Genomic DNA, 12,140 nt, shown 5'->3' on the forward strand with positions numbered 1-12,140 from the left:
TCGGCCGCGGCAGTGTTAGGATTGTGGGACTCAGGCGTCCGGCGGCCAGACCGCCCCGTCTGCCGGTGACACTCCGGTCCATTTGAGACCGGTCGAACGGAGTTGACATGGACGCGCTGATCAAATCTATCCGCCCAGGCAAAGCTTCTGACCTGAAGACTTCGGACAAGCCTTCCGATGCGAAGGACCAGAGGATTCCGGAAAGCCGTCCGGCCGAACTCGACCCCTCCGAATTCCTAGCCGCGGCCGTACGCGCCGACCAGCCGCGTCCGTCGCGCGCCGAAGCCGAGCACGCGGTCGAGACGCTGCTCAGCTATATCGGCGAAAATCCCGGCCGCGAGGGCCTGTTGGACACGCCGCGCCGGGTGGTCGAGGCTTTCGACGAACTCTATCAGGGTTATCACCAGTGTCCGGCCGAGGTGCTCAACCGCACCTTTGGCGAGACCGCGGGCTATGACGATTTTGTGCTGATCCGCGACATCGAATTTACCTCGCAATGCGAGCACCACATGATGCCGTTCTACGGCAAGGCGCATATCGCCTATACGCCGGTCGAGCGGGTGGTGGGCCTGTCGAAGCTCGCGCGGCTGACCGATATCTTCGCCCGCCGCCTGCAGACCCAGGAACATCTGACCGCCCAGATCGCGGCCGCGATCGATGAGATCCTAAAGCCGCGCGGCGTTGCGGTGATGATCGAGGCGGAGCATACCTGCATGTCGGTGCGCGGCGTCGCCAAGCATGGAGCGATGACGTTCACCAGCCGCTTTACCGGGATGTTCCGCGATAATCCGGCCGAGCAGGCGCGTTTCCTGTCCATGGTGCGAGGACCGAACCGGTAACCTCGCTTTACGATGCGCGAGGGTTTTCCGTGTCCAATTCAGCAGATATCGATGACCGCGAGGAAGGGCTTAAGTTCCAGCCCAAATTCGACGCGTCCGGCCTTGTGACCTGCGTCGCCACCGATGCTGCGACCGGCGAAGTGCTGATGGTCGCGCACATGAACGACGAAGCGTTGCGCAAGACCATAGCAAGCGGGGAGGCCTGGTATTTCAGCCGGTCCCGCAACGCACTGTGGCGAAAGGGCGAAACCTCCGGCCATATCCAGCGCGTGGTCGAGATGCGGCTGGATTGCGACCAGGACGCGGTCTGGATCCGGGTCGAGCAAACCGGCGCAGCCTGCCACACCGGCCGTCACTCCTGTTTTTACCGCAAGGTCGAGGCCGGCGAGGGCGGGGCGCGATTGTCGTTCGTGGATGCCGACCGCCTGTTCGATCCGCACGCGGTTTATCGGAAATGACCGTTCAGCCCGCGCGCTGACGCGGTACCCCCGGAATGCCGCGGGGAGGCCTTTTAACCTGCCATTAACCATAAAAGCCGCAGTGTGACGGTGGCTTGAACGTTAGTGGGAGCTCTCGAACAGGCTTGGGCGGGCGTTTCGCGGGGAGCGGGGCACCAATATATGTCGGTTGATACGTCAAACGCCACGGCTGCGGCAGGTGTCGATCCATCGCGCCTGCGGATCGCCGGCGCCATCAAACAGGCCGCCAGCACCACCGGCACCAGCTTCGAATATCTGCTCACCACCGCCAAGATGGAATCCGATTTCAATCCGACGGCGGGCGCTTCGACCTCGTCCGCGCACGGGCTTTATCAATTCATCGACCAGACCTGGCTCGGCACCGTGAAGGAAGCGGGCGCCCAGCTCGGCTACGGCCAATACGCCGACGCCATCACCAAATCCCCCTCCGGCAGCTATTCGGTCGGCGATCCCGCGGCGCGAAGGGCGATCATGAAGCTGCGCGACGATCCCACGGCTGCTTCGGCGATGGCGGCGGTTCTGACCCAGTCGAACAGTTTTCAGTTGACGGGCAAGATCGGCCGGCGGCCCACCGATAACGAACTCTATATGGCGCACTTCATGGGTGTCGGCGGCGCGGCAAAACTGATTTCGAGTGCCGAGGATAATCCGAACGCGTCCGCGGCGCGGATGTTTCCGAATGCGGCTGCGGCGAACCGGTCGATCTTCTTCGACCGCACCGGGCGTTCGCGCAGCGTATCCGAAGTCTATTCGGTGCTATCAGCGCGTTACGCCGGCGCCGCCAATTCGCACGCGACACGCTCGGCGATGGCCGCCGTCGGCGACGTCCCGTCCAGCGTGGCGCTCGCCAGCGCAGCCCCGGCCGCGCCTGCCATCGACAATGCAGCGTACCTGTCGACCTTCCCCGATGTCCGCTCAGTCGCGCCGGTGACGATGGCGTCGGCATCGAGCGCGACAAATTCCTCGCCGCCGAGTGACCCGATCTTCCGTTCGTTGTTTCAGGCCAGCGACGAACGGGCGCAGCCGGTTTCGCCAACGGTCCGCGCGTTGTGGGGCAACTCCTCGTCGCTGACCTCGGTCGCCAACGCCGGCGTGGGGTCGTCGCCCGTCGGTACGCCGCAACCGCTCGATCTCTTCAGCGACCGCAGCGGCACATTCAGCAGCTAAATCGCTCGCGTCGAGGGGCTTGCGGCGAACCCCGCACCCTTAACAAAACGTCAATAAAACCAGCCGTTTATGGTGAACGCTTTGTTAAGCGTCGTGGTTTATTTTGTGTTTCGGGGGCATCGATCACGGTGCCGATTTCTAAGGTTGCGTAAGCCGGCAGGACCATGATCGTTCGGCAGTTTATCAGTTGGATCAGGACCGCTCCGGCAGGCGAGCGGGCAGAGGCAACGCGATCGCTGGCGCGGGCCTGGCTGATTTCCGATCTCTCTGAGGAGGATCGCGCTGCCGCCGAAGGCGCGCTGTTGATGCTGCTCGACGATGCTTCCCCACTGGTGCGCCAGGCCATGGCCGAAGTATTCGCGCGCAGTTCCGAGGCGCCCGCCTCCATCGTGCAGGCGCTGTCGCTCGATCAGCCGTCGGTCGCACTTCCGGTGCTCGAGCATTCTCCGCTTTTGATCGATGCCGATCTGGTCGACATCGTCGCGACCGGCAACGGCCAGATGCAATGCGCCATCGCCCGCCGCGTCAATCTGCCGGCGTCGGTCTGCGCCGCGATCGCCGAGGTCGGCACGCCGGCGGCAGCGCTCGAACTGATCGAAAACGCCTATGCCGAGCTCGCGCCGTTTTCCTGGGACCGCATCGTCGAGCGCCACGGCCATCTCGCAGCGATCCGGGAATCGATGCTGGTGCTGGAGGATCTTCCCGCTGCAACCCGGGCCGCGCTGGTTGCAAAACTGTCGGAAACGCTGGCGCAGTTCGTCGTCGCGCGGAACTGGCTCTCCCCCGATCGCGCGATGCGGATCGCAAGCGAAGCGCGCGATCGCTCCACCGTCAACATCGCGGCGCATTCGCGCGGCGAGGACATGCGCGGCCTGGTGCGGCACCTGCGCGCCACCGGCCAGCTCACCGCCGGATTGATCCTGCGCGCTCTATTGTCGGGCAATCTCGAACTGTTCGACGCCGCACTTACGGAATTGTCCGGCTTGCCACAGGCGCGCGTCTCGTCGCTGCTGCACGACCGCGGCGGCGCCAGCCTGCAGGCGCTCCTGATCCGCGCGGGCTTGCCGGAATCGACCTTCGCGGCGTTCCGCGTAGCACTCGAAGTCAACCATGAGATGGGCTATGTCGACACGGTCGGAGGCGCGGCGCGGTTGCGGCGCCGGATGGTCGAGCGCGTGCTGACCCATTGCGAGACCGACCGGCAGGCCGCCGAGCCGCTCTTGATTCTGCTACGTCGCTTCGCAACCGAATCCGCCCGCGAAGAAGCCCGCATGTTCTGCGACGAGCTGATGGCCGAAGATGTCATTGCGCCGGTCCAGCATGATCTGATCGCGGCTTAGTCTACGCTCTCACAACAAATCAGGTGTCGTCCCTGCGAAAGCTGGGGTAACCACCGGACCTTGTTGTTACAAAAGCCGGCTACCCCAATGCTAAATCGACAGGCCGCGGCGCATGGGTCCCTGCTTTCGCAGCGACGACGAGTCGAAAGAGCGCGACGTTTATCTCTAGTCCCCCGGCACGATGCTCGGCGCGAGGATCGCTTCGAGATGCTCAGGCCGGTCGCGATTGGCGTGGACGAGGAAGACGTCGGCGATGCCGCGCAGCTGGCGGCTCAACTCGCTCGCCATGCTCGCGGTGTCGAGCTTGGTGCGCTCGCGCACGATCGCCTGAATGGCGTTGATATGATGCGCGATCAGGTCGGACGGCACCTGGGCGAGCTCGGGGGCATGTTCGATGATCCGGCACAGGCTTTCGGCGGCGGCGCCGGCGGATGGGTAACCAAACGTGGCGGCGTCACCCTTGATGTCATGGGCGGCGCGAAACAGCTCTTCGCGCGTCGCGTCGGTAAAGCCGGCCTTGCGGATCGCGGCATGTGCCGCCGAGAGCCGGTCGGTTTCGACGATCATCCAGTTCTTGAATTCGCCGGACAGGCCGGCGAGTGCCTTTTCAGCGCGCGCCACCGGATCGTCGAGATCCTTTTCGGCGACGCGCCGCAGCACGTTGCGCAGCGGATTGGGCTGCGTGATCACGTGATGGTCGGCGAAGGTCTTGACCTCGATCGTCCCGCGCTTGTCTTTGGCCATGATGGTTTCCTTCAGCGTTCGCGCTAGACGGTCGAGCGGGCCTTGTCGAGCAGCGAGGGCTGCTGCAGGACCTCCGCCTCGCCACCGACACGGCGCTCGGGGCCGATATAGGCATTGCTGGTGTTGCGCCGGCGGTCCGGGCCGAAATAGGTCTTGGTCTTGATGAACGGGCGTGGATTGGCGACGACGTTGAGGATGCGCTGATAAAGCCCCTTGGCCGAGATCGGCTTCGCCAGGAATTCGGTGACGCCGGCGTCGCGCGCAACCGTCACGCGCCGCTTCTCGGAATGCCCGGTCAACATGATGATCGGCGCGTAGGGGTTGCCCTTGGATTCCGGTTGCCGGATCATCTGCGCTAGTTCGAGGCCGTCGAAAATCGGCATCGACCAGTCGGTGATGACGATGTCGGGAACGTAGTGGCTGTACATTTCGAGGGCGGTGGCGCCGTCCTCGGATTCATAGACCTCGCGCGCGCCGAACGAATGCAGCAGGGTCCGCAGGATGCGGCGCATATGCGGATTGTCATCGCAGACAAGAAACCGCAGCTTGTTGAAATCGATGCGAAACATGGCCGGGCCCTGGCGGGCTGACCGCTGAAGGCGGTATTACCCGACGTTAACCATATCGCGCCGGCGGTTAACGAATGGTTGCGAAAGGGCTGGCCGCCTTGCGGATCAATGCCCGAATTGCTCGCTCAGGATGCGCTCTTCCAGGCTATGGCCGGGGTCGAACAGCATCCGCATCGAGATGGTCTTGTCGGACAGCACCTCGACGCGGCGGACGTCGCGCGCCTCGTCGTGGTCGGCGACGGCGGCGACCGGCCGCTTGTCGCCCTCGAGCACCTCGATGACCACATAGGCGGTGTTGGGGAGGAGGGCGCCGCGCCAGCGGCGCGGGCGGAACGCGCTGATCGGGGTCAGCGCCAGCAACGCGGCGTTGATCGGCAGGATCGGCCCCTGCGCCGACAGATTGTAGGCGGTCGATCCGGCCGGCGTTGCCACCAGGATGCCGTCGGCGATCAGCTCGGGCATGCGCTCGCGCTCGTCGATCAGAATGCGCAGCCGCGCTGCCTGATGGGTTTGGCGAAACAGCGCGACTTCATTGATGGCATGATGAAGATGCACTGCGCCATGGACGTCGGTGGCGCGCATCAGAAGCGGATGGATTACGGATTCCTTTGCGGCTGCAAGACGGGCGCGCAGATCGTGGGCGCTGAACTCGTTCATCAGAAAGCCGACGGTGCCGCGATGCATGCCGTAGATCGGTTTACCCGAACGCATGTGCTGATGCAGCGTCTGCAGCATCAGGCCGTCGCCGCCAAGCGCCACCACCACGTCGGCGTCTGCGGGATCGTGATTGCCGTAAAGCCCAACCAGCTGCGCCAGCGCTGCTTGCGCCTCGGCGCCGGCGCTGGCGACGAAGGCGATCCGGTCATATCGCTTGGGGCTGGTCATGGGATCGTTTGGGCTCGCATCGGCGCGCGCCGGGATCGGAGTGCGCCGGGGTCGTCTATACGACCTTGGCCATCCTTGTCGAGATCAGTGAAAAGCCGAATTGGGTTGGGGTAAAGAAAAAGCCCCGGGATTACCGGGCAATTCCGCCGGCGTGACTGGTTTCGCGAACTGATCCATCCGCGCCAGCGGGATTGTGATCGCCGCAAAACCTGTTGCTGTTGCGCAGTGTATGGACCTGTCGCATTTTCGAGCTAGAACCCGTCTCTCATCGGAAACGCCGGCTCTCCTAAATGAGACCGCGCCGGAGTGGGACGATCGGGAGAGACAGCGACATGGCCATCCATTTCCCGGCGCCGCGCCATGCGCGCTTGATGCTGGCGATGATCGCGCTCTCGCTGGCCGTCGCGGCGCACGCCGAGGATTCCCCGCAACCACCGCCGCAGCAACCCGCAGCAGTGCCCTCGGGCCAGAAATCCGGAGCATCGGGCGGCCGCGCCAACGCCCCGACTTCGCCCGCTGCCGCAGAGCAACATCGCCTGCCGCCGGATTCCACGACCAAGCAGACGCTGGCGCTGCCCGGGCGCACGCTCGATTTCACGGCCACCGCGGGTTCGATCCGCCTGTTCGACGAGAAGGGCGAGCCGCAAGCCGACATCGCCTATACCGCCTACCAGCTCGATGGCGCGGACGCCCGCACCCGGCCCGTGACGTTCCTCTTTAATGGCGGGCCGGGCGCTGCGTCGGCCTATTTGCAGCTCGGCAATTGCGGCCCCTGGCGGCTTCCCATCGACGGCAACGCGGCGATCCCCTCTGCGTCGCCCGATCTCGAGCCCAACGCCGAGACCTGGCTCGACTTCACCGATCTCATCTTCATCGATCCCGTCGGCACCGGCTACAGCCGCTTCGTTGCGGCCGGCGACGACGTGCGCAAGAGGTTTTTCTCGGTCGAGGGCGACGTCAACGCGCTTGCGGTGACAATCCGCCGCTGGCTGGAAAAATCCACCCGCCTGCTCTCGCCAAAATTTGTCGCCGGCGAAAGCTATGGCGGCATCCGCGGGCCAAAACTCGTTCGTAATTTGCAGACCGAACAGGGCGTCGGGGTGAGCGGCCTCATCCTGGTTTCGCCGGTATTCGATTTCCGCGAATTTTCAGGCTCCAGCATTCTGCAATATGTCTGGAGCCTTCCGACCATGGCCGCGGTGGCGCGCGAGACCAAGGGCGCGGTGACCCGCGCCGACATGATCGACGTCGAGCGCTATGCGCGCGGCGAATTCGTGACCGATCTTCTCAAAGGCGGGGCCGACACTGAAGCGACGACGCGCGTTGCCGACAAGTTCGCTCACTTGACGGGGATCGATCAGGCGGTGAGCCGCAGGCTCGCGGGGCGTTTCGACATTGCGGAGTTTCGCCGCGAATTCGACCGCAAGAATGGCAGGGTGACCGGACGCTATGACGCATCGGTGAAAGGCTTCGATCCCTATCCGGATTCAAGTTCCTTTCGTTTCAGGGATCCGTCCGGCGACGCCTTGACCGCGCCGCTGACGAGCGCCGCCGTCGATCTCACCACGCGCAAGCTGAACTGGCGGCCGGACGGCTCTTACCATTTGCTCAATGGCGATGTCGAAAAGGCCTGGGACTTCGGCCACGGCCTCAATCCGCCGCAGTCGCTCTCCCAATTGCGGGAAATTCTCGCGCTCGATCCAAAACTGAAGGTATTGGTGGCGCATGGCCTGTTCGATCTCGCCACGCCTTATTTCGGCTCGCAAATCCTGCTCGACCAGTTGCCGGCCTTTGGCTCACCCGAACGGGTCAAGCTCGTGGTCTATCCCGGCGGGCATATGTTTTATTCGCGCGACGCCTCACGCCAGGCTTTTCGCGCCGAAGCGGAGGCGTTGATGAAGTGATGCTGGCGCGCGCTTAGCGGGCGGGCCGGGCTTTGCGCGGCCCGTAACGGCGCTCCATCTCCGCCGCCAGGATCTTCTCCCGCTTCAGGTTGCTGCCCGCGAGCCAGATATCGGTGACGCGGCCTGCCTTGTTGCGGGTGCGCCGCACGGCCTGGCCATGGCTTGCATAACCAGTGGCCAGCGATATCCGGCCGGCATCGCGGCCGGTGAGCTCGATTTCCGTTGCATCCATGAACGGATTGAGGAGGTGCGGATTGGCGACAACGACAAGGTTTCCGATCGGCACCAGATCGACCGCGCCCCATATGCTCCACCAGCGTCCGGTCCAGTCGCGAAGGCGCCGCTTCGGTGCGCCGCCGGCGGCAAAGGCGCGCAGGATGTGCATGACACCCTCGAGCCAGAATACGGCCAGCCCATCGGTCGAATTGGTCAGGATGGTGATCGTGATGTCGCAGGCCGGGATGACGGAGGTCCGCGAGACATAGCCCTGGAACAAACCGCTGTGGCCGAACCAGTCCCAGCCCGCGAGTTTGCCGCTCATGATGCCGAGGCCGTAATGTCCCTCCAGGCTCGCGTGCGGATTACGCCACTGCTTGCGGATCATCTCGCGGCGGCTGTTGGCGGAAAGCACACTTCGCTTCGCCGCCGGCGATAGCTGCGCGAAGAACCGGGCGACATCCTTTGCCGTGCTGACGAAGCCGGCGGCCGGCGCGATCGCATGGGTCGGGTTGTCGCCGGGAATAACGAGGCGGCGTTCCAGCGGAAGCTGAAGGGTGTGGCCGCGCGCGAACGGAATGCCCTTGGCGATCGGCATGTCGGGCTCGGTCTCGCGCAATCCGGCGGCGTCGACGATCTCGCGTTTGATCCAGACCCGATAAGGCTCCGCGGTGATCGCCTCGATCACAAGACCAAGCAATCCAAAGCCGTGGTTCGAATATTTGAAACGCGTATTGGGCTCGATGGCAGGCGGCGAGCGAAGCTCCGCCAGGAGCTCTGTCTCGCCAAGATATGGCCGTCGATCGCTGAACTGTCCGGCGTTGGCGCCGTCGCGGGTCAGCCCGGCGCTGTGCGAGAGAATTTGCGCGATCGTCGTTTCCGCGATTTGCGGGTGCAGGCCCTTCACATATTGTCCGACCGGATCGTCCAGCCGCAGCTTGCGCCGTTCGCGGAGCTTCATGATTGCCGTCGCGGTGAAGCTCTTCGAATGCGATGCGATCCGAAAGCGGTGGCGTGGGGTGAGCTTTTCGCGGTTCACAAGGTTGGCGTGGCCCAAGGCGTATTCGGCGACGATCTGGTCGCGATGGGAGATGGCGACGATGCAGCCGGGCCGCTGCGAGGCGCGGTGTTGAAATTCGATCCATCGGTGGATGTATTCGATCGCGGACGGCAGCCATGATTCCACGTGCGCGATCTCCGGAGTGTCGGATGATTAAAGCGGTCGACGATGTGTCGACCATTCGGCAGGAATGGTGTTGGATGCTAACGGACAAAACAAAGCCGGCGCAAACTTTCTTGAAGTTTGCGCCGGCTGATTTGCGGCGGATGATCTGTGCTCGCCGAACTCAGTAAACCAGACCGGTGCCGGGCGGCTTTTCCAGGGCTGCTGCGAGCGAGCGATATTCCTCGCTATTGGTGCCCGCAAGCGCGGCGATCCGGCTCAGATGGTATTGCGCCTGATCGCGGTTGCCCTGTTCGACCTGCCAAAGCCCGTAATACTGCCAGGTCTTGACGTGGTTCGGGTCGGCCTTGAGCGCGCGCTCGTACCAGACCTGCGAGAGCTTGTAGTCGCCGAGCTTGCGATAGGAATAGCCGATCAGATTGGCGACGGCGGCGGTGTCGTCGTGGCCGAGCGCCTTCAGCTCATCGATGGCGGATGCGTAGTCGTTGTGATCATAGATCGTAGCGTAGGCCGCGCGGTAGCCCTTCGCGAAGGCGGCGTCCTCGCTGCTGGGCCTTACTTCGCTGGTCTTCTTCTTGGACTTGGTGGACTTGGTCGAGGAGGGCGGCGGCGCGTTGTTGTCGGGGTTGGCGTAGGCCTTAGCCAGTGGTGCCGCGACCAGCGCCGTCGAGAACATTGCCAGCGTCAAAATCCTCGCAAATTTCCTCATGCATCTCTCCTGTTGAAGTTCCGAGGGATCAGTAGACGAGACCAGTGCCCGGCGGCTGTTCCAGCGCGGCGGCGAGCGAACGATATTCCTCGCTATTGGTGCCGGCCAAAGCGGCGATCCGGCTCAAATGATATTGCGCCTGGTCGCGGTTGCCCTGTTCGACCTGCCACAGCCCGTAATACTGCCAGGTCTTGACGTGGTTGGGGTCGGCTTTCAGCGCGCGCTCATACCAGATTTGCGAAACCTTGTAGTCGCCGAGCTTGCGGTAGGAATAGCCGATCAGATTTGCCACCGCGGCGTTGTCGTCGTGACCAAGGGCTTTCAGCTGCTCGATGGCTGAAGCGTAGTCGTTGCGGTCGTAGACTGTGGCGTAGGCTTCGCGATAGCCTGCGAGGAATCTGGAATCCTCGATGCTGGAGCTCTTGTCTTTCTTCTTTTCCTTCTTGGTGTCCGACGCCGGAGGCGTAGGCTTTTCATCGCCCGAGGCATACGCGGTTGTGATCAGGGGTACGGCGGCCAGCGCCATCGCGTAAATTGCCAGCGCCAAAAGCCTGATTGCGAATTTCATCATCCGTCTCTCCCGAATTGCGATGGGGCCGATCCTACACCGAAGCCCAACGACTTGAACACCCGGGCCGTCATAACATTCCCGGTAGCGGCCTTAATTTGAAGCGGATCGTGGCCGGCATACGCGACATCGGGCGACGCGAACATGACCAAGATGTCATCCAGATGAACGAAGTCCATCGCCCTGCTTCAGGGCGGGTTCAGCGCGCAAAAGTTAGCTTCGTACGCATGATTGACGAGCCCGGTCACCCGGCCGGCCACCTCGCGATCCCCCGAGGAAACAGGAGACCAGCATGTTGAAGACCATTTCCGCAGCCCTGCTTGCCGTTTCAGTGCTCGCCGCGCCGGCGCTCGCCGCGAGTTCCACCGATTCTGCACCGGCCGCCAAGACCAACTCGGCGCCGCTGGCCAAAACCGCACCGGTGAAGTCCAGCACGTTGAACACCAGCACCAAGACCAGCCGACATCATCGCAAGCATGTCGCCCATCATCGCACCCACAAGCGCGTGGCCGCGGTCAAGACGCACAAGCTCTCGAAGGTTTCGAAGGCCTCGACCAAGCACATTGCGCCCACGACCAAACGCGGCTGACACCAATCCGCTGGGCGCGGCTTCATCCACATTGCCCCCGCCGCTGCTTTGCGGATATCAAGCCCGGCCCGTGAGCCATTATGTCCCGCGGGCGCGATCAGCAAAAGTGGACGCCGGTTTTGCGTCCGATCGCGCCCTCTTTTATGAAGAGGGCGCATGATCGGATCGCCAAACCGCTCACACTTTGGCGGATCATGCGCGCGGTTACGCGGGTCGGGCACTTCCAGCCCTCGCACGATCACCGAGATACGAATTCCCTTTCGCCGGCGTACGGTCTAGGATTCGCTTTCAGTGGGAAAAAGCGGGTTGCACTTGAGGGTAGCACTTGAGGGTAGCACTTGAGGGTAGCACTTGAGGATAGCACTTGGGGATAGCACTTGGGGATATCGGTAAAGCGCGCGGCGATTTTGCTGCTGCCAATTGTGCTTGCGGCCTGCGCGGGCGGCGACGACGGCAGAGGCATCGCCTTCGACGACGATCGCGGTGGCGTCAACCAGCCCTTTCCGGACAATTACCGCGCCGAATTGCTGGCGTTCATGAGAACCTATCTCAACAATCCCGTCGGCGTGCATGATGCCGCGCTGGCCCAGCCGGTGCAGCGCACCGTCGGCGGGCGGGTGCGGTATGTCACTTGCCTGCGCTTCACGCCGCGCGAATCCGACGGCAGCTATCGCGAATTGCGCGAGCGCGCGGTGCTCTATGTCAATGGCCGGCTCGACCGCATGGTCGAGAACGCCAGCGATGTCTGTGCCGGCGCGGTCTATACTGCGTTCCCGGAGCTGGGAAAGCTGACGCGCTAGCGCTTGATTCGGAGAAACATGCGCTCAGACGACGCCGCGGCGGCTGGAAACCGGTTTTTCCGAAATCATCGCGTTCAACCAAAGGGATACTGCTAGGAGGTCGCTCAACCCGGCCAAATCTCCAGCAACGATTTCCGTTCCCCGCGCT

The 12,140-nt window shown here is 63.4% G+C and carries 13 protein-coding genes; 7 read left to right on the forward strand and 6 right to left on the reverse strand.

What is annotated here, in order from left to right:
• The first annotated feature begins 107 nt into the window (after positions 1-107).
• From folE to B5526_RS32325, 4 genes are all read left to right on the forward strand, one after another.
• Complete coding sequence (folE, locus tag B5526_RS32310; protein WP_079543762.1) at positions 108-839, forward strand: GTP cyclohydrolase I FolE; 732 nt, start codon at positions 108-110, stop codon at positions 837-839.
• A 29-nt stretch (positions 840-868) separates the two neighbouring features.
• On the forward strand, positions 869-1,297 hold the full coding sequence (gene hisI, locus B5526_RS32315; protein ID WP_079543763.1) for a phosphoribosyl-AMP cyclohydrolase: 429 nt from the start codon (positions 869-871) through the stop codon (positions 1,295-1,297).
• Between the two features lie 162 nt (positions 1,298-1,459).
• A complete protein-coding gene (locus B5526_RS32320; protein WP_079543764.1) occupies positions 1,460-2,485 on the forward strand; it encodes a transglycosylase SLT domain-containing protein in 1,026 nt (341 codons plus the stop codon).
• A gap of 164 nt (positions 2,486-2,649) precedes the next feature.
• Positions 2,650-3,825, forward strand: a complete 1,176-nt coding sequence (locus B5526_RS32325; RefSeq protein ID WP_079543765.1) for a DUF2336 domain-containing protein — start codon at positions 2,650-2,652, stop codon at positions 3,823-3,825.
• 165 nt (positions 3,826-3,990) lie between these two features.
• Here the strand turns inward: B5526_RS32325 and B5526_RS32330 are convergent, their stop codons facing one another.
• From B5526_RS32330 to B5526_RS32340, 3 genes are all read right to left on the reverse strand, one after another.
• Positions 3,991-4,569: an Hpt domain-containing protein gene (locus B5526_RS32330; RefSeq protein ID WP_079543766.1), complete on the reverse strand. Its 579-nt coding sequence runs from the start codon at positions 4,567-4,569 to the stop codon at positions 3,991-3,993.
• Between the two features lie 23 nt (positions 4,570-4,592).
• Positions 4,593-5,138, reverse strand: coding sequence for a response regulator (locus tag B5526_RS32335; protein ID WP_079543767.1), 546 nt, complete (start codon positions 5,136-5,138; stop codon positions 4,593-4,595).
• A 105-nt stretch (positions 5,139-5,243) separates the two neighbouring features.
• The gene (locus B5526_RS32340) at positions 5,244-6,023 is read right to left on the reverse strand and encodes an NAD kinase (RefSeq protein ID WP_079543768.1); all 780 of its coding nucleotides are present in this window, start codon (positions 6,021-6,023) and stop codon (positions 5,244-5,246) included.
• Between the two features lie 332 nt (positions 6,024-6,355).
• On the opposite strand from B5526_RS32340, the gene B5526_RS32345 reads away from it, so the two are divergent.
• A complete protein-coding gene (locus B5526_RS32345) occupies positions 6,356-7,927 on the forward strand; it encodes a S10 family peptidase (protein WP_079543769.1) in 1,572 nt (523 codons plus the stop codon).
• Between the two features lie 13 nt (positions 7,928-7,940).
• On the opposite strand, the gene B5526_RS32350 is transcribed toward B5526_RS32345, so the two are convergent.
• The 3 genes from B5526_RS32350 to B5526_RS32360 form a co-directional block, all read right to left on the reverse strand.
• The gene (locus B5526_RS32350; protein WP_079543770.1) at positions 7,941-9,329 is read right to left on the reverse strand and encodes a serine hydrolase domain-containing protein; all 1,389 of its coding nucleotides are present in this window, start codon (positions 9,327-9,329) and stop codon (positions 7,941-7,943) included.
• Between the two features lie 160 nt (positions 9,330-9,489).
• Positions 9,490-10,035 carry a tetratricopeptide repeat protein gene (locus B5526_RS32355; protein ID WP_079543771.1) on the reverse strand — a complete coding sequence of 182 codons (546 nt, stop codon included), beginning with the start codon at positions 10,033-10,035 and terminating at the stop codon, positions 9,490-9,492.
• Between the two features lie 28 nt (positions 10,036-10,063).
• Positions 10,064-10,606: a tetratricopeptide repeat protein gene (locus B5526_RS32360; RefSeq protein ID WP_079543772.1), complete on the reverse strand. Its 543-nt coding sequence runs from the start codon at positions 10,604-10,606 to the stop codon at positions 10,064-10,066.
• A gap of 289 nt (positions 10,607-10,895) precedes the next feature.
• Here B5526_RS32360 and B5526_RS32370 point away from each other — a divergent pair, with 289 nt between their 5' ends.
• Both B5526_RS32370 and B5526_RS32375 read left to right on the forward strand, forming a co-directional pair.
• A complete protein-coding gene (locus B5526_RS32370; protein WP_079543774.1) occupies positions 10,896-11,192 on the forward strand; it encodes a His-rich protein BRANT in 297 nt (98 codons plus the stop codon).
• Positions 11,193-11,569: 377 nt separating this feature from the next.
• Entirely contained in the window at positions 11,570-11,992 is a 423-nt protein-coding gene (locus B5526_RS32375; RefSeq protein ID WP_079543775.1) for a hypothetical protein, read from the forward strand.
• Positions 11,993-12,140: the final 148 nt, after the last annotated feature.

This window comes from Bradyrhizobium lablabi, from assembly GCF_900141755.1.
GTDB classification, from domain to species: Bacteria; Pseudomonadota; Alphaproteobacteria; order Rhizobiales; family Xanthobacteraceae; genus Bradyrhizobium; species Bradyrhizobium lablabi_A.